Genomic DNA, 18,555 nt, shown 5'->3' on the forward strand with positions numbered 1-18,555 from the left:
ATTATGCAAAAGCCAAGTAACGCTAGAGGAACGAGAGATTTTGGGCCCAAAGAAATGGCCAAACGAACCTACGTTTTTAATGTAATAAAAAATCATTTTGAACAGTTTGGATTCCAAGCCATTGAAACTCCTGCCATAGAGAATTTATCTACTTTGACTGGTAAATACGGTGATGAAGGAGATCAATTATTATTTAAGATTCTTAATTCAGGAGATTACCTGTCTAAATTAAACGAACAAGATTTTAAAGAAGGTAGTAAGAAATTTACCTACAAAGTCAGTGAAAAGGGATTAAGATACGATTTGACTGTACCTTTTGCTCGTTTTGTGTCTATGAATCGGAATGATTTGGCATTCCCTTTTCGTAGATTTCAAATGCAGCCTGTTTGGAGGGCGGATAGACCACAAAAAGGGCGTTACAGAGAATTTTATCAATGTGACGCGGATATAGTTGGTTCCAATTCCTTATTGAATGAAGCTGAATTAATTACCCTTTTTCAATCTGTTTTTAACTCTCTTCGTTTAAAGGCTCATTTGGTTATCAACTCAAGAAAGGTTTTAGCTGGTGTTGTGGATGTATTAGGTATGAGTGACCTATTTGTTGACTTTGCTGTTGCCATAGACAAACTAGATAAAATTGGTTGGGATGCTGTTTCCAATGAGTTAGTCGAACGTGGGTTTAGCAAGGATCATTGTGTGATTTTAGCTGATTTAATCGTTTTTGAAGGCAATAACTTGGCCAAGATTGATAAATTAAGGCAATTTTTTAACGGTAATGAACAAGGGGAAGCTGGATTGAGAGAGATAGAGCAAGTATTGGATTTTATCAGTAAAAATGGCTATGATAATTCCAATATCATATTTGATTATCGTTTAGCTAGAGGTTTAAGTTATTATACTGGTTTAATTTTCGAAGGAAAAGCGAAAGATATCCCATTTGGGTCTATTGCAGGTGGCGGTCGTTATGACAATTTAACCAGTGATTTTGGTTTACCCAATATGTCTGGGGTTGGTCTTTCATTCGGTATTGAAAGAATCATCGACGTCATGGAAGCTTTAAGCTTGTTTCCAGATATTCCTGTCTCCGGTTCCAAAGTTTTATTTGCGTATTTTGACCAAGAGGGACAAATCCAAGCATTTCAATATGTCAATGAATTGCGTAGATTAGGTATTGCTTCTGAAATATATCCTGAAATAGCTAAGATTAAGAAGCCTTTTGAATTTGCAGATAAAAAGAAAATTCCATTTGTCGCAGTTTTAGGGGAACAAGAGTTGGCTGAAAATAAAATTAATTTAAAAAATATGCGAAGTGGAGAACAGAAACTCCTGACTTTAAATGAATTAATTCAGAGTTTATAAAAAAAAGGCTAGTAGAAATACTAGCCTTTTTTTATGTGATTTGAACATCATCTCCACGCTTTGAATTGATTGATGAGGCCGTTAGTAGAACTGTCATGACTTGTAACCGTCTGATCATTTTCTAGTTCAGGTAAGATGGAATTGGCTAATTGCTTTCCTAATTCTACACCCCATTGGTCATAACTGAATATATTCCAAATAACTCCCTGAACAAATATTTTGTGTTCATACATGGCAATTAATGCTCCCAAGGTTTTAGGATTAATTTGCTTAGCCAAAATGGAATTAGTAGGTTTATTTCCCTCAAAAACCTTAAATGGAGCTAATTTTTGGATAGCCTCGTCATTTAAACCTGCTTTTTGTAATTCCGCAATAACAGTATCCAAGGACTTACCATTCATCAATGCCTCTGTTTGAGCGAAAAAATTTGACATTAACAAGGTGTGATGATTTCCGATAGGATTATGCGTTTGTGCAGGTGCAATAAAATCTGCCGGTATCATTTGAGTTCCTTGATGAATCAATTGATAAAATGCATGTTGACCATTTGTACCTGGTTCTCCCCATATTACCGGACCAGTGGCATAATTGACATGATTACCAGCTCTATCGACTGATTTGCCGTTAGATTCCATATCTCCTTGTTGAAAATAGGCTGCGAATCTATGCATATATTGGTCATAGGGTAGAATGGCATGAGTAGGAGCATTCCAAAAATTAATGTACCAAATACCTAATAGAGCTAAAATCACAGGTGCATTTTTTTCCAATGGTGTATAGGCTAAATGATTATCCATATCATGTGCGCCTTCTAGTAATGCTTCAAAATTATCATAGCCAATGGATAATGATATGGATAGTCCAATGGCAGACCACAAGGAATACCGTCCACCGACCCAATCCCAAAAAGCAAACATATTGCTGGAATCTATTCCAAACTTTTCCACCTGAGATTTATTGGTGGACAATGCAACAAAATGCTTGGAAATGGCACTTTCATCTTGAGCAGCATCCAAAAACCAGGCTCTAGCAGTAAAAGCATTGGCCATGGTTTCTTGTGTGGTAAATGTTTTAGAGGCAATTAAAAATAGGGTAGTCGCAGGATTAAGTTTTTTTAGGGTCTCTGCTATGTGAGTGCCATCTACATTACTTACAAAATGAACATTCAATCTAGTTTTATAAGGTTTTAAAGCTTCAGTTACCATCACGGGTCCCAGATCTGATCCTCCAATCCCAATGTTTACAATATCGGTAATGGCCTCTTGAGTATATCCTTTCCATGTTCCAGAAATTACTTGCTCAGTAAATTCTTTCATATGTTCCCTCACTTGATGTATCTCAGCATTGATATTTACTCCATCCAACAATTGAGGTTCTCCCTTAGGCTTCCTGAGTGCCGTATGTAAAACGGCCCTTCCTTCTGTTTGATTGATTAATTCACCAGAAAGTTGAGCTTTAATAGCAGATTCTAATTGACATTCCTTGGCTAATTCAATAAGATGCTGAAAAGTATCAGCATCAATTAAATTTTTAGAGTAATCAATTAATATATCCTGAAAGTAGAGACTATAGGTAGATTGTCTGTTTTTATCGGAGTGAAACAAAGATTTTAATGGAAGAGATTCCAGGCGCTTTTTGTCTTCTAATAACTTTTGAAAGGCAGTGGTTTGGGTAAAATTGATAGTAGGAAGCATGTGTTTTATTTGATTAGCATGGTAGCAAATTCAGTATGATCACCCAAAAATACATTATAATCCCAAGATTTGGAATTCCCTTTCAGTTTGCCATGTTTACTATACTGCCAAAAACGTAGATTATCTGGTTCAACAATATTTTCTTCATCGTAACTGGCTAGCCATAAATGGAAATCGTTAAATTCCTCATTATTAAATAAATCGGAATACATTCTTAGGTTGGTGTAAAGGATGGGATTGGTTTGATAATGCTTAGATAGATAATCTAAAAATTTCTTAACATTTCTTTTTAACTGATGATGGTTGACTTGATTGGTAACCTCTATATCACAAACAGGAGGGAGGTCTCCCTCTTCTAATTTGACTAGCTGACAAAAATTTCTTGCTTGTTCAATTGGATCTCTCGTAGGAATATAAAAATGATATGCTCCTCTTGTTAAACCCTTCTGTTTGGCATGATGCCAATTTGTATGAAAATTTGGATCTTGAAGACTTCTCCCTTCAGTAGCTTTAATGAAAACAAATTTGACACTAACCGTGTCGAATAGATCCAATTGACTTATTCGATGCCAAGGAACATTGCCATTATGGTGAGAAACATCTATTCCATGAATGGAATGTTTCTGTGGAACATCTATTTGAATGGCATCACTATATGAAAACTGATGTCCTTCGTCTTTCGAGAGTGAATTAATAATAGAAAAAAGAATCCAGCAAAATATGAGTACAACTAAGGAACTAAGGATAAGCTGGATTCTTTTTTTCAAGGAAAATGATTTGATAAACAAATTTACTAAATCTTATAAATTCGGTTGAGGTGTTTTTCTCAAATATGGCTTAATTGCCGTAAAACCCTTTGGAAATTTTGTCGCAGCTTCTTCATTAGATACAGCTGGAGTAATAATTACATCCTCTCCGTGTACCCAATCAGCAGGGGTGGCAACTTGATAATTGGCAGTTAACTGCAAAGAATCAATCACACGTAAAATTTCGGTAAAATTTCTACCAGTAGATGCTGGATATGTTAAAGTAAGTTTAATCTTTTTGTCTGGTCCAATAATAAATACAGAACGTACCGTAGCTTTTTCAGAAGCATTTGGATGAATCATATCATACAATAAAGCAACTTTCTTTTCAGGATCGGCAATGATTGGGAAGTTCATCTGAACATGGTTTACCTCTTCAATATCTGGAACCCATTTATTGTGTGAATCTAAACTGTCGACCGATATAGCAATAGCTTTAACACCACGTTTAGAAAACTCACCATTTAAAAGTGCAGTTTTCCCTAATTCCGTAGTACAGACAGGCGTAAAGTCAGCTGGGTGACTAAAAAATAATACCCATGAATTTCCAATCCACTCATGAAAATTAATAGGTCCTTGTGTTGTTTCTGCGCTAAAATCTGGCGCGATATCTCCTAATCTTAAAGACATAATAGTAGATGTTTATATGTGTTATCTACCAAATTTATAGACTATTTATTAAATAAAAAAGCAATTCTAAAATAGAATTGCTTTTAACATTACACTTCATCAACAAACTAAAAACCAAATAATTAAAATGCTGTAGGAGAAGGATTCGAACCTCCATGGTGCGGTTAGCCATATCGCAGAACTGATTTAGTGGTCAACCCATTACGCTACGTTTATCCCGAACTCACCACCCCCGAGACAGGAGGGCACGTCTGCCAATTTCATCACCCTACAGTGAAATAATACTTACCTTTGTAATTATTATATACCAAAATTATAAAACAATTTTAGATTTTCAAAATAGTTTAATAAAAATCTGATTTTTTTGATTAATTTTTAAAAATATTAACGATTTATTGAAAATATTATGGATAAAAAAATAGATCTCGACCCTTTGGACTATAAAATTTTAGAAATATTAGTTCGAGATTCCAACCTTCCTTACACAGAAATTGGTCAACGATTGGATGTTTCTGGTGGTACAGTACATGTTCGCATGAAAAAAATGGAAGCATTAGGGGTGGTTAAGGGCGCACAGCTTTTAATTGATTACTCTAAAATAGGATGGGATATTACTGCCTTCTTGGGAATTTATTTGGACAAAAGTTCTTTATATGAAGATGTCGCCAAACAGTTAGAGATGATCCCAGAAGTTGTCAATATTCACTACACAACAGGTATTTACTCCATATTTGCTAAAATTATATGTCGGGATACTCAACACCTTAGGGAGGTATTACACGATAAAATTCAACGTGTTGCTGGTATTCAAAGAACTGAAACTTTTATCTCCTTAGAAGAAAGTTTGATTAGAAATACACCTTTATTTTGAATTATTTAGAATAGTTCTAATTAAATGCTTACATAACTAAATTTTGCTTCGTAATTTTGTGATGATAAATACATAATTATATGGCAGAAAAGGTTGATGATATTTTACAGGAGGTTACTAGCTCCGATTATAAATATGGATTTGAATCCCATTTTGATACAGAAGAGGCTCCCATTGGATTAGATGAGTCTACCATTCGGTTTATTTCCGACAAAAAAAATGAACCAGAGTGGATGTATGAATGGCGATTAGCTGCATTTAGATATTGGAAAACTTTACAAGAGCCTACCTGGGCTAATGTTAATTATACCCCCACCGATTATCAAGCATTAAAATATTACTCGGCTCCTAAACCTAAGAAGCAATTGAATTCATTGGATGAAATTGATCCAGAATTACGCAGGACTTTTGAAAAATTGGGTATTTCATTAGATGAGCAAAAACGTTTATCTAATGTGGCAGTCGATGCAGTAATAGATTCAGTTTCTGTCGCCACCACATTTAAAGAAACATTAGCGGAAAAGGGTATCATATTTTGTTCCATTTCTGAAGCTGTAAAAGAACATCCAGAATTGGTTAAAAAATACTTAGGTAGTGTTGTCCCAGTAAAAGATAATTATTTTGCTGCCTTAAATTCAGCTGTGTTTTCTGATGGCTCTTTTTGTTACATTCCCAAAGGAGTGCGCTGTCCAATGGAATTGTCGACCTATTTCAGAATCAATGCTGCTGGTACTGGTCAATTTGAACGTACACTAATCGTGGCAGATGAAGATTCTTATGTAAGTTATTTGGAAGGCTGTACCGCGCCCATGCGTGATGAAAATCAATTACATGCTGCAGTAGTCGAGATTTATGTTCATGCTGGAGCTGAAGTTAAATATTCAACCGTTCAGAACTGGTATCCTGGTGACAAAGAAGGAAAAGGGGGTATTTATAATTTTGTAACTAAGCGTGGGATTTGTGATGGAGCGCATTCAAAATTATCCTGGACTCAAGTAGAAACAGGGTCAGCGGTAACTTGGAAATACCCTTCTGTAATTTTGAAAGGTGACTATTCTATAGGTGAATTTTACTCCGTAGCTGTAACTAACAATCATCAGCAAGCAGACACTGGTACAAAAATGATTCACCTAGGCAAGCATTCAAAATCACGAATTGTTTCAAAAGGTATTTCTGCTGGTGTATCCCAAAATTCTTACCGTGGTTTGGTCCAGGTTGCCAAGCGCGCAGATTACGCTAAAAATTATTCCCAATGTGACTCCTTATTATTAGGAGATCGTTGTGGTGCTCACACTTTTCCATATTTGGAAGTGAAAAATAATACGGCCTCAGTTGAACACGAAGCAACGACATCTAAGATTGGAGAAGATCAAATATTTTATTGTAATCAAAGGGGGTTATCAACTGAGTCAGCCATTGCTTTGATTGTCAACGGCTATGCCAAGGAAGTATTAAATCAATTACCGATGGAATTTGCCGTAGAAGCTCAGAAACTTTTAGCTATTTCATTAGAAGGTTCGGTAGGTTAATTATTTTACTCCCCCCGTATGAATACAAATTAGAGTACTTCCTGTTGGGAAGTACTTTTTTTTGAGTAAATCATAAACTCCCAACATCATTTTTCCAGTATATGTAGGCTCAATGGCAATCTGATGTTGTGCTTTGAAATTTTCACAAAATGCGTCTAATGCGGGGTTTGATTTCGCATACTTTCCTTGTACATAATCTTCTTTAAGAATTAAATTAGGTAAGTCTAATGACAAATCCTGTAAGTGATTTTGTATTTCAATTTTGTTGTTTAAACAAAGGATTCCAACTATGTTAGATGATGAATACTTAGCAAGTCCTATAACGGTTGTACCTGTACCAACCGCACTAATGATGTAATCAGAAGATATTTTATTCTCAATTTCAAGTACTATCTCTCTTATTCCCGAAATGCCAAAATTAGAATAGCCTCCTTCAGGAATTACCCAATAATCATTCATATTATCGATACTATGAACCTCTTTTTTTTGATAAGCCTTTCTGTCCAAGAAATGTAGTTTCATGCCCCATTGATGTATCTGTTTCAAATACGGATTACTTGATTCATTTAATTCATCTCCACGTACTATTCCAATGGATGGTATTTTTAATTGATGACATACATAAGCCAAAGCATATAAATGATTGGAGTAAGCCCCACCAAAACTAATAATGCCCTTTTTGGGATTATCTTGGGCGATCTGAATATATTCTTTTAATTTGCGCCATTTATTTCCTGATACAGTTTGATGTATTAAATCATCTCTCTTTAAAAATAAACGGATTTGTTGATCTTGCCAAAGCGGACCATATATTTCTTCTAGAGGAGAGGGAAGATTTAAAAAAGAATTTTCAAAAGTAGCGATGTCCATAAATGAAGAAATAGATCCAATTGACAGTGAAGACGATTTGTATGAACATTTCAATTTTACTGTCGACAAAGGTCAACAATTACTTAGAATTGATAAATATTTGCTCTTAAAAATTTCTAATGCCACTCGATCTAAAATTCAAGCGGGAATTGAATTAGGAGCAGTTAAAGTTAATGGTGCAATCATTAAATCGAATTATAAGGTTAAACCCTTTGATGAAATTGTTGTTGCATTTTCGCATCCGCCAAGAGTTAAAGATGTATTGCCTGAAAATATTCCCTTAGATATTGTCTTTGAAGATGATGAATTAATCATCATAAACAAACCAGCGGGTATGGTGGTGCATCCAGCTCATGGTAATTGGAATGGTACTTTGGTCAATGGACTCCTTTATCATTGCCAACAATTACCCGGTAAAGAAGAAATTAGACCTGGGCTTGTTCATCGTATCGACAAAGACACATCTGGAATATTGGTGGTGGCTAAATCTGAATATTCACTCATCCAATTAGCAAAACAATTTTTTGATCATAGTATCGAGAGGACGTATTATGCCTTGTGTTGGGGTGTGCCAAAATTGGAAAAAGCAACCTTACGAGGTAAAATTGATCGTAGTCCTAAAGATCGAAAGGTCATGATGATATTTCCAGAAGATGCAGATCATGGGAAATTGGCCATCACACATTATGAAGTTGTGGAATCCTTTGTTTTTTGTTCTTTGATTAAATTTAATTTAGAAACAGGTAGAACACATCAAATTAGAGCTCACGCTAGTTCAATGGGTCACCCCTTATTTTCAGATGCAGCCTATGGAGGAGATAAAATTAGGTATATGTGTAGTATGGCCAATTTTAAAACCTTTGTGAATAATTTGATGAAGGTATGTTCTAGACAGGCTCTACATGCCTATTCTCTGGGTTTTGAACATCCTAAAAGCAAGGAACTAATGTATTATGAACAAGAATTTCCTGAAGATATGAAGGAGGTAATAGATAAATTAAGAGCAGTATTTAATGATGGACCAAATAGAAATTAAGAAAGCACAAATAGGGGATGTCCCAGCTATCATGGACTTGGTTAAAGAGTTGGCAATTTTCGAAAAAGCCCCTGATGAGGTCAGTTCCACCAAAGATGATTTTATTTTAGGAGGTTTTGGAGATAAACCCATTTTTGAATCTAATTTGATTTATTTGAATGGAGAGTTAGCGGGGTTTTCCTTGTGGTATTTCCGTTTTTCTACCTGGAAAGGAAAGCGGTTCTATTTGGAGGACCTTTATATCAAGGAAGAATTTAGATCGAAAGGATTAGGGAAAATGCTGTTAGATGAGGCTATTGAGGAAGCCAAAAGAACGAAATGTACCGGAATGATGTGGCAAGTTTTGGATTGGAACGAACCAGCCATTCAATTCTATAATCGGTATGGAGTTAAAATGGATGCTGGTTGGTTAAATGTACATCTGGATTTATAAACCCAGATGTACTTATCTTCATTAATGTATAATAATTTGTTTTTCAATATCTTCTAAAGAAGCTCCTTTGGTCTCTGGCATAAGGAATATGACATACATTAATTGGCCGACCATCATCAAACCAAACAAACTAAAGATAAAGGTTCCTCCAAAATTTTCTGTAAGTATTGGAAAGAAGTTAGCAACCAAGGCGGCTAATAGCCAATGAGTTAATGAACCCCATGCCATTCCAGAAGCTCTTACAGAATTTGGAAATATTTCTGAAATAAATACCCATATCACAGAGCCCTGGCCTAAAGCATGTGAAGCTATAAATAAGAAGATATAGACCGGAACGAGTGAATAGGATTCTTGGTAAAATGATAAGGCTATTAGTCCCAGCGAAATAATATATCCAAAGGAACCAATATACATCAAAATCCTTCTACCAATTTTATCTATAAAAAACCACCCCAGCAAAGTAAAGATTAAATTGGCCACTCCGATACCTGCCGTGGATAAAAGGGCGCCTTCTTTCCCTAATCCGGTTAATTCATAAATCCTTGGAGCATAATAGATGATGGCGTTGATACCTGACATTTGATTAAAAAAGGCGAATAGAAAGGAGAGGAGCAAGGGTTTGAAATATTTATTAGAGAATAATTTTTCCTTTGTTGTCTGCTTATTAGCATTTTTGATGATGCGATCCAAGGTACCTTTAGGATAGGGATCTGCCAATGTGAGAACCTTGAGTGCGCCTTCTTCATCTTTTCTTTTTAATACTAAAAATTGGGGTGTTTCTGGGGTGAATAAAATCAATATGGAAAATACTAGACTGGGAATAGCTACCATTCCTAGCATATATCTCCAATCATCATCACCACCTTGAAGTAAATAATTGGAAATATAGGCCAATAATATACCTAGGACTACATTTAATTGAAAAGAAATAACCAATTTTCCTCGATGTTCAGGAGGGGCTATCTCTGATATATAAATGGGGGCTACTACAGAAGAGGCACCAATACCTAAGCCCCCTAGAAACCTAAATAACATAAATAAATTCACATCAGTAGCGAGAGCTGCACCTATTGATGATATGAAAAAACTAATTCCAATCCATAAAAGTGTCTTTTTTCTGCCGTATTTATCAGCCGGAATTCCTCCTAATGCAGCACCCACTACGGTACCGTATAAGGCAGTAGCAACAGCTAATCCATGGGTCCAACTATCTAAATTCCAAAGTTTCTGAATGGCTAGTTCCGCCCCAGAGATTACAGCAACGTCTAAGCCGAAAAGCATTCCACCCAAACCTACGGTAATAGACCAAAATATGACATGTTTATTCATTTCTTTATTTTAATTTCTATTAAATAAAGGTAAGTATTTATTTGAAAAATTCTAAAATGGAATTATTCCTTACTTAGAGCGAACTTACTTATTAAACTTGCCAATGCACCAAGTATAATAAGTAAAACCAAGGCGTTGGATAATCCGAAATATTCAGAGATAAACCCAATTACCACTGGCCCCAACATAAAACCGATATAAGCTATGGTAGAAACTGCAGCTATGGCCATCGCAGGAGAAGTTTCTTTGCTATTTCCTGCTTGAGAATAGATCATAGGAACGATGGTTGAAATGCCTAAACCTGTAATAAAACAACCTAATGTAGATATATATACTTGAGCGGAATAGATAGTTATACTCATACCAATGGCAATTAGTATTCCATTGATAAGTAATATATTTCGAATAGAAATTCGTTTAGCTGCTTCATCTCCAACTAAACGACCTATCACCATTGAGAAAGCAAAGGCAGAAAAGCCTATTGTAAACGGAAGCCCCTCTAGACTAGGTAATGATTTGAAATATAGACTAATCCAATCTGCCATTGCACCTTCACATAGCATTCCACAAAATGCAATCAAGGAAAGGATTAATAAGTAATTATTCAGCTTAAACTTGGGTTTAGTAGCCTCATCTTCCTCCTCTGCTGACGTGACATCTTTTAATAGATGTCTATAAATTGTAAATATGGAAATGAAATTTACAAAGGCAATTAAATAGAAATGTTGTTTCAAGCTTATGTCTGCCTTTACTAAATAACCTCCTGATAATGCACCCAACATCAATCCAATGGAAAATAAAGCATGAAAAGAGGACATGAGTTTCTTCTCAGTTAGTTTTTCTAAGCTGACTACTTGCGTATTCATGGCAATATTTAAAATATCACCTGCCATACCAAAGCCAAAAAGTCCAATAAAGAGAAATACGGAGCTTGAAATATAGGTTAATGCTGGTATGATAAAAACATATAGAATGATGGCCAGCAAACAAATAATTTTTGAATTATATTTAGCTATTAGCCATCCAGCAATGGGTAAAGAAACCATAGAACCTATCGGCAATCCCATTAAAATGCTACCTAATTCCGCATCTGATAAAACTAAAAAATCCTTAAAATCTGGTATTCTAGTAGCCCATGTAGCAAAGTTCAAACCACACAATAAAAATAAGACGCTGATAGCAAGTCTAGCAGGTAGCATAGCAATCAATATCTATATGAACATATGGGCAACTTCTTTCCAATTATTTACACGTTCATAATCTTGAATGTGAAGATTATGAAGTGCTGAATATAGAATGGGTTTACCTGAAAAAGTAATCAAGTTTTTCTCGTGATCGTCAATAAGATAATCGGCTTGAATCATATGTTTATGCCCACAAAATACGGTATGCTGCCAGCCTATGAATGGGAAATGTTGTTCCAACCAAACTAGTTTTTCTTTCATTGACTCTGGGAATTCAGTAGCAGCTGATACAATGAAAACTTCGTACTTCTTTTGAAGTTGCTTTACTACTTCCACCGCATCATCTTTAACGGCAATGTCCAAGAAAAATCCTGGTTCCCATAAAAATTGATTATTGGATTGATAATCTTGATAAAAGGCCATTTTTAATGAATTATCTTTCAATAATTCGTCATGGCTATATGATTTGTTTAATCGGGAATTTATCTGGTCAATTATTTTGATGGATGTTTCAGCTAATACATCATCCATGTCAATAGCAATTCTTTTCATTGAGAGTAAGTATAAAAAAAAACTCCCCAAAGATGGGGAGTTTTCACTAGAAAATCTAATTTAATTACATCATGCCGCCCATTCCGCCGCCACCAGGCCCGTGTGCATGAGCTGGTTCTGCAGCCGGTTTGTCGGAGATAACGCATTCTGTAGTTAATAGTAAACCTGCTATAGATGCTGCATTTTCTAAAGCTAAACGAGTTACTTTAGTTGGGTCAATGATACCCGCAGCAATCATATTTTCGTATTTATCTTCACGAGCATTGTAACCGAAGTCATCTTTGCCAGCTTTAACCGCGTTGATTACTACCGAACCCTCACCGCCAGCGTTAGAAACGATAGTACGTAAAGGAGATTCCACAGCTTGACGGATGATGTTGATACCTGTATTTTGGTCCTCATTTTCTCCTGTCAAATTATCTAAAGCAGCGATAGCACGAATTAAAGCGACACCACCACCTGCAACGATACCTTCTTCTACTGCAGCACGTGTAGCATGCAAAGCATCATCAACACGGTCTTTCTTCTCCTTCATTTCTACCTCTGTAGCTGCACCAATGTAAAGAATAGCTACACCACCAGACAACTTAGCTAAACGCTCTTGTAATTTCTCACGATCGTAATCAGAAGTTGTATTCTCAATTTGCGATTTGATTTGATTTACACGATTGTCGATATCACTCTTAGCGCCACTTCCATTTACAACTGTAGTGTTGTCTTTGTCGATGATAACTTTTTCAGCTTGTCCCAGGTATTCTAAAGTGGCATTTTCTAATTTGAAACCTCTTTCTTCTGCGATAACTGTACCACCAGTTAAGATAGCGATATCTTCTAACATGGCTTTTCTACGGTCACCGAAACCTGGAGCTTTTACAGCCGCCACTTTCAGAGCACCACGGATTTTGTTTACTACTAAAGTAGCTAAAGCTTCACCGTCTACATCTTCAGAGATGATCAATAAAGGACGACCAGTTTGAGCTACTGCCTCTAAAACTGGAAGTAATTCCTTCATAGAGGAAACTTTCTTTTCAGAAATTAAAATGAATGGTTTTTCTAATTCAACCTCCATTTTGTCTGTATTAGTTACAAAGTAAGCAGAAAGGTATCCGCGATCGAATTGCATACCTTCTACAGTCTTTACTTCAGTCTCTGTACCACGAGCTTCCTCAACTGTAATAACACCTTCACGACCCACTTTCTCCATAGCAGAAGAAATCATTTGACCAATTTCTACATCGTTATTAGCAGAAATGGTAGCTACTTGAGCAATTTCATTTGAAGTAGTGATAGGACGAGATTGTGATTTTAAGTTATCAACGATAGCTTCGACAGCTTTCTCGATTCCACGCTTTAAATCCATTGGATTAGCTCCAGCGGCTACGTTTTTAGAACCGATAGTGTAGATAGATTGAGCTAATACCGTAGCAGTTGTAGTTCCGTCACCTGCTTGATCAGCCGTTTTAGAAGCTACTTCTTTTACTAATTGAGCGCCCATGTTCTCTACAGCATCCTCTAATTCAATTTCTTTTGCTACAGAAACACCGTCTTTAGTAATCGATGGTGAACCAAATTTTTTATCAATGATTACATTACGTCCCTTAGGTCCTAATGTTACTTTTACGGCGTTTGCAAGGGTATCTACCCCTCTTTTCATTTTTTCTCTCGCCTCGGTGTCAAAATATAGTTCTTTTGCCATTTTGTTAAATAAAATTTACTGGTTGAATATTGTAAGTATGAAAACTATAAAACTGCAAAAATGTCAGATTCACGCATGATCAAATAATCTTTGCCATCGATGGTAATTTCAGTGCCTGAATATTTACCATACAACACTGCATCACCCACTTTAACGGTAATAGGCTCATCTTTTTTACCATTACCAATGGCTACGATAGTTCCTTTTTGTGGTTTTTCTTTGGCAGTATCTGGAATAATGATACCAAAAGCAGTTTTTTCTTCAGCTTGAGCAGGCTCAACAACAACCCGATCTGCTAAGGGCTTGATACTTAATTTTGACATAATAATATAGATTTTAAGTTATTAACATGTAAAAAGTCCTTATCATCTAAGGACTTTACATTTATTAGCATGATGTATGCCAAAAAAAATATGCGGTAAAATTGTCAGTTTTTCGACAAATAATGTCAGTCTGACTATTTTGCTGGTGCAACTGGGCTAGGAGCAGGGGAAGCTGGTAAAGTTTTTCCAGCAGCTTTTTCTACATTGACAGATTGAGTAGCGTCGCTATTAACTGAAGATAAGGTAAAATTAGTCAAAAGGACTAAAACCAAAATGCTAATGGAGAAACCCCAAGTTAATTGCTCTACCAAATCACCTGTTTTTTGAACTCCAAACATTTGAGTAGCGCCTCCAGATGAAAACTCGCCACTAATTCCTCCGCCTTTTGGATTTTGAACCAAAATTAAAATGATTAATAGGGCAGAAAATAGTACGATAAGTGATATTAATACGGTGAACATTGTGTATTTAAATTAATTTATGTTTCAATTCGGAAATTCGAGCTGCAAAGTAAACGCTTTTTTCAGGTTTAATCAAACTTAATTTTTCATACATCTCAATGGCACGCTCATACTTTTCTTGAGATTCTAGAATTTTTGCAAAGGTTTCAGATACAGGTGGACCACTTTTGAATTCAGATAAATCCATTAATTCAATTGGTTCATCATTTTGATTTTTCTTTGGCCTAGCGATAGTAGGCAAATTCTGTAAAAAATCATCAATGACCTGAAGCTGTTCTTTTACATCAGGTAACGGTTTGAAAAATTCAGAAATAGATAAAGAATAGGGGACACTAATTTCTTCAATATCAAAAATACTTTCAAAATAGTGTTTTCTGGAGGAAGACATCAAGGCTATTTTCTTTTGTTGTTCTGCGTTGAATTTTTCATTCCAAAACAACAAATAAAAGTAAGGGTATATCTCCTTGTCATGATCAAAGCTATGCTGAATATTCGAATTACTTCGATCTATCTTGTTAAGGAGAAACCATAAATCTTGTGCCTTATTATTCATGTTACCAATCACCAGCTATCTTGTTGAATAAATCTAAGATAATTTGATCCAATAATTTAGGGATTAAATTCTTCTCCACTTGATTTAAAGTCTGATTTTGTGGAAAATCCTGGTAAAAGGAAAATTCCTGATCAAAGTTTTTATTCTCGTCCAGACGATTTGTTAATCTAAATTGAATTCGAAGCGTCAAGCGATTCAAGCCAGCTTTATCATCTGAGGTAGGTGCTTGTGGGCTTAATTCATATCCTACAATGGTACCTTCTAATAACAAATCAGGCGCTTGGGTGGTTAATTTTAGTGAGGTATTACGTTGAAAATATTCCTTTAACCTTTCATTAACATCGAGGCTTAAATTAGCAGGACCACCCGCAGTTTCCATACGGATATTACTAATGTGAATCGTCTTTAGCTCTGGCGAAAGACTTGCTCCTTTAAAGCTATAACAACCGCTTAAAATTGTAGAAGCCAATATGAGCACCCATAATCTAGGCAATATCTTCCAAATCATACTGTTTAATTTTACGATATAGGGTTCTTTCAGATATTCCTAAATCTTTGGCTGCATATTTACGTTTGTTCTTATTTTTCTTCAATGCACGTATGATGATTTCTTTTTCTTGTTTTTCAAGAGACAAGGTTACATCTTGAACAACGGCACTTACATCCTCATAATTGATTGATTCCTCTACACGATTGTTTGTTACAGGATGTATTTCAATTGGATTCGAACTCACTTCAACTGTACTGGTGGTAGCTGGTAACGGTAAGTTTTTGTGCAATTCAGAGAATTCAGGCTTAATATCCTCAAAAATCGACATGTTATTAGAAATAATGTCATAGGCATTTGAATTACCTGACTCGATTACTTTTAATAATATTTTCTTCAATTCAGTCACATCTCGCTTTAAATCAAATAGAATTTTATATAATATCTCGCGCTCATTGATACCTTCGGGACTTGTGAAAAAATCGCCTTTGATAACAGAAGAATTGATTTTAGGCTCATTGAATTCCAAATAATATTGAAGCTTAACATCATCTACAATTCGATCTCCTACCTCCAATACTGAAATTTGCTCAGCCAAATTCTTTAATTGTCGAATATTGCCTGGAAAACGTTGTTTTTGAAGTAAATCTTTAGCCTCTCGTGTCAACATAATCGGTTTAACACGATGCAACTCAGAAAAATCCGTGGTGAACTTGCGGAATAGTAATTCAATATCATCTCCTCTTTCACGCAATGGAGGTACATAAATAGGCACCGTACAAAGACGATAGTATAAATCCTCTCTGAATTTACCTGAGGCAATGGCATCTTGTAGATTAACGTTGGTAGCGGCTACTACACGAGTATTGGTTTTTTGAACTTTCGAGGAACCAACGCGGTAAAATTCTCCATTTTCCAATACACGCAATAGTCGAGCCTGAGTACCTAATGGCATTTCTCCAATTTCATCCAAAAATATGGTACCTCCATCCGTTACTTCAAAATACCCTTTTCTGGCTTCAATAGCTCCGGTAAATGAACCCTTTTCATGACCAAATAATTCGGAATCAATGGTTCCCTCTGGAATGGCACCACAATTGACAGCGATAAACTGTCCATGCTTTCTTTTAGAAAGAGAATGAATTATTTTGGAAAAAGACTCTTTTCCAGATCCACTTTCACCTGTAATTAGAACTGTCATGTCGGTGGGTGCCACCTGCTCTGCTACAGAAATTGATCTCAATAGGGCAGGAGAATTACCGATTATACCAAAACGAGCTTTGATAGCATTCAAATGACTTGATTCCATATTAATTGATTAATTCACCCAGCAATGTACCTGTTGTACAATGAGTAATTTTAACATCAACGAATTTTCCTTTTAGCTCCATGTTTAACTTAGGAAAGACAACAACCTTATTATTGTCCGTTCTCCCGTAATGGTGTTCCGATGATTTTTTTGAATCACCTTCTACTAATACACGCTGTATGGTTCCAACCATAAACTGATTTCTGTATCCTGAGTGAATTCGCTGTAAATCAATAATTTCCTGCAAACGTCTCTTTTTTACTTCATCTGGTACGTCATCTTTCAATTTCTTTTCTGCTGGGGTTCCTGGTCTTTCCGAATAAGCAAACATATACCCAAAATCGTATTTTACTTCCTCCATCAATGAAAGCGTATCTTGATGTTCCTCTTCAGTTTCAGAGCAAAAACCAGCAATTAAATCATGTGAAATCCCACAAGATTCTCCTAATATATGACGTATGGCTTTGATTCGATCCAAATACCATTCTCGGGTATAAGTACGATTCATCAATTCCAATATACGATTGTTTCCACTCTGTGCAGGCAAATGAATATTCTTACAAATGTTATCATATGCTGCCATGGTGTGTAATACTTCATCCGTAATATCTTTAGGATGAGACGTAGAAAAGCGAATTCTCAAGTCTGGATTAGATTGAGCTACCTTTTCTAATAACTGAGCAAAATTGACACTCTGCTGGTTCTCATGATTTACCCAATAATAGGAATCTACATTTTGTCCTAAAAGAGTAACTTCGCGATAACCCTCTTTGTATAAATTATCACATTCTTTTAAAATAGAATTTAAATCACGAGATCGCTCTCTTCCTCGGGTATATGGAACTACGCAGAAGGAGCACATATTATTACATCCTCTCATGATACTCACAAGTGCATTGACACCATTAGTATGCAACCTAACCGGTTCAATGTTGCCGTACGTTTCCTCCCTTGATAAAAATACATTGACAGCTTTGTTGCCATCTTCTATTTCCTCTAAAAGTCGTGGTAAATCACGATAGGCATCTGGACCTGCAATTAAGTCTACAATCTTCTCTTCTTCTAATAACTTCGTTTTTAACCTTTCTGCCATACAACCTAAAATTCCAACGGTAATATGTGGGTTTTTAGCCTTGAGTGGTTTGAAGCTTTGTAAACGATTTCTTATTTTCTGCTCCGCATTTTCACGAATAGCACATGTATTTAATAATATGGTATCGGCATCTTGAATATTCGATGTAGTAGAATACCCTTGCTCCATTAAAATTGAAGTTACTACCTCTGAATCAGCAAAATTCATTTGGCAGCCATAACTTTCCAAATAGATTTTCTTTGAAAATTCTGATTGATTCTGACTAGGAGTAATTCTTGGCTCATCCAATCCCTTTAACTCCTCAGGCGTAATTACTTTTAAATCTTGCATGAAGTATAAT

19 protein-coding genes are annotated in these 18,555 nt (G+C 35.7%); 5 read left to right on the forward strand and 14 right to left on the reverse strand.

Features of this window, described 5'->3' with window-relative positions; genetic code table 11:
• Positions 1 to 3 precede the first annotated feature (3 nt).
• Positions 4 to 1,359: a histidine--tRNA ligase gene (hisS, locus tag ESB04_RS00715; RefSeq protein ID WP_129025240.1), complete on the forward strand. Its 1,356-nt coding sequence runs from the start codon at positions 4 to 6 to the stop codon at positions 1,357 to 1,359.
• Between the two features lie 47 nt (positions 1,360 to 1,406).
• Here hisS and pgi read toward each other — a convergent pair whose 3' ends face one another.
• The 3 genes from pgi to ESB04_RS00730 are packed head-to-tail and all read right to left on the reverse strand — an operon-like array spanning position 1,407 to position 4,489.
• On the reverse strand, positions 1,407 to 3,053 hold the full coding sequence (gene pgi / locus ESB04_RS00720; protein WP_129025242.1) for a glucose-6-phosphate isomerase: 1,647 nt from the start codon (positions 3,051 to 3,053) through the stop codon (positions 1,407 to 1,409).
• A 5-nt stretch (positions 3,054 to 3,058) separates the two neighbouring features.
• Positions 3,059 to 3,820 carry a glycoside hydrolase family 25 protein gene (locus ESB04_RS00725; RefSeq protein ID WP_164969558.1) on the reverse strand — a complete coding sequence of 254 codons (762 nt, stop codon included), beginning with the start codon at positions 3,818 to 3,820 and terminating at the stop codon, positions 3,059 to 3,061.
• 33 nt (positions 3,821 to 3,853) lie between these two features.
• Positions 3,854 to 4,489 (reverse strand): peroxiredoxin, encoded by a 636-nt coding sequence (locus ESB04_RS00730; RefSeq protein WP_129025246.1) that lies wholly within the window; start codon positions 4,487 to 4,489, stop codon positions 3,854 to 3,856.
• A gap of 406 nt (positions 4,490 to 4,895) precedes the next feature.
• Between ESB04_RS00730 and ESB04_RS00735 the strand changes: the two genes are divergently transcribed.
• Together ESB04_RS00735 and sufB are read left to right on the forward strand one after the other, a co-directional pair.
• Entirely contained in the window at positions 4,896 to 5,360 is a 465-nt protein-coding gene (locus ESB04_RS00735; protein ID WP_129025248.1) for an Lrp/AsnC ligand binding domain-containing protein, read from the forward strand.
• A gap of 80 nt (positions 5,361 to 5,440) precedes the next feature.
• Positions 5,441 to 6,889: a Fe-S cluster assembly protein SufB gene (sufB, locus tag ESB04_RS00740; protein WP_129025250.1), complete on the forward strand. Its 1,449-nt coding sequence runs from the start codon at positions 5,441 to 5,443 to the stop codon at positions 6,887 to 6,889.
• Here the strand turns inward: sufB and ESB04_RS00745 are convergent, their stop codons facing one another.
• Positions 6,890 to 7,759 (reverse strand): 1-aminocyclopropane-1-carboxylate deaminase/D-cysteine desulfhydrase, encoded by an 870-nt coding sequence (locus tag ESB04_RS00745; RefSeq protein ID WP_129025252.1) that lies wholly within the window; start codon positions 7,757 to 7,759, stop codon positions 6,890 to 6,892.
• Between ESB04_RS00745 and ESB04_RS00750 the strand changes: the two genes are divergently transcribed.
• Entirely contained in the window at positions 7,752 to 8,795 is a 1,044-nt protein-coding gene (locus ESB04_RS00750) for an RluA family pseudouridine synthase (protein ID WP_129025254.1), read from the forward strand. The two genes, ESB04_RS00745 and ESB04_RS00750, sit on opposite strands and share 8 nt — an antisense overlap.
• Complete coding sequence (locus ESB04_RS00755; RefSeq protein ID WP_235832152.1) at positions 8,773 to 9,228, forward strand: GNAT family N-acetyltransferase; 456 nt, start codon at positions 8,773 to 8,775, stop codon at positions 9,226 to 9,228. The genes ESB04_RS00750 and ESB04_RS00755 overlap by 23 nt, the downstream gene beginning before the upstream one ends.
• Before the next feature lie 21 nt (positions 9,229 to 9,249).
• On the opposite strand, the gene ESB04_RS00760 is transcribed toward ESB04_RS00755, so the two are convergent.
• From ESB04_RS00760 to miaB, 10 genes are all read right to left on the reverse strand, one after another.
• Entirely contained in the window at positions 9,250 to 10,557 is a 1,308-nt protein-coding gene (locus ESB04_RS00760) for a sugar porter family MFS transporter (protein ID WP_129025256.1), read from the reverse strand.
• Positions 10,558 to 10,619: 62 nt separating this feature from the next.
• A complete protein-coding gene (locus ESB04_RS00765; protein ID WP_129025257.1) occupies positions 10,620 to 11,756 on the reverse strand; it encodes an MFS transporter in 1,137 nt (378 codons plus the stop codon).
• A gap of 12 nt (positions 11,757 to 11,768) precedes the next feature.
• Positions 11,769 to 12,293 (reverse strand): 5' nucleotidase, NT5C type, encoded by a 525-nt coding sequence (locus tag ESB04_RS00770; RefSeq protein ID WP_129025259.1) that lies wholly within the window; start codon positions 12,291 to 12,293, stop codon positions 11,769 to 11,771.
• A 64-nt stretch (positions 12,294 to 12,357) separates the two neighbouring features.
• A complete protein-coding gene (gene groL, locus ESB04_RS00775) occupies positions 12,358 to 13,989 on the reverse strand; it encodes a chaperonin GroEL (protein ID WP_129025261.1) in 1,632 nt (543 codons plus the stop codon).
• Between the two features lie 44 nt (positions 13,990 to 14,033).
• The gene (locus tag ESB04_RS00780) at positions 14,034 to 14,312 is read right to left on the reverse strand and encodes a co-chaperone GroES (protein WP_129025263.1); all 279 of its coding nucleotides are present in this window, start codon (positions 14,310 to 14,312) and stop codon (positions 14,034 to 14,036) included.
• A 134-nt stretch (positions 14,313 to 14,446) separates the two neighbouring features.
• A complete protein-coding gene (secG, locus tag ESB04_RS00785) occupies positions 14,447 to 14,773 on the reverse strand; it encodes a preprotein translocase subunit SecG (RefSeq protein ID WP_129025265.1) in 327 nt (108 codons plus the stop codon).
• 7 nt (positions 14,774 to 14,780) lie between these two features.
• Entirely contained in the window at positions 14,781 to 15,326 is a 546-nt protein-coding gene (locus tag ESB04_RS00790; RefSeq protein ID WP_129025267.1) for a hypothetical protein, read from the reverse strand.
• A gap of 1 nt (position 15,327) precedes the next feature.
• Entirely contained in the window at positions 15,328 to 15,834 is a 507-nt protein-coding gene (gene lptE, locus ESB04_RS00795) for an LPS assembly lipoprotein LptE (RefSeq protein WP_129025269.1), read from the reverse strand.
• On the reverse strand, positions 15,812 to 17,122 hold the full coding sequence (locus ESB04_RS00800; RefSeq protein ID WP_129025271.1) for a sigma-54 interaction domain-containing protein: 1,311 nt from the start codon (positions 17,120 to 17,122) through the stop codon (positions 15,812 to 15,814). Before ESB04_RS00800 ends, lptE begins: the two co-directional genes overlap by 23 nt.
• A gap of 1 nt (position 17,123) precedes the next feature.
• Positions 17,124 to 18,545, reverse strand: coding sequence for a tRNA (N6-isopentenyl adenosine(37)-C2)-methylthiotransferase MiaB (gene miaB / locus ESB04_RS00805; RefSeq protein ID WP_129025273.1), 1,422 nt, complete (start codon positions 18,543 to 18,545; stop codon positions 17,124 to 17,126).
• Between the last annotated feature and the right edge of the window lie 10 nt (positions 18,546 to 18,555).

The sequence above is a fragment of the Aquirufa rosea genome (genome assembly GCF_004118285.1).
GTDB classification, from domain to species: domain Bacteria; phylum Bacteroidota; class Bacteroidia; order Cytophagales; family Spirosomataceae; genus Aquirufa; species Aquirufa rosea.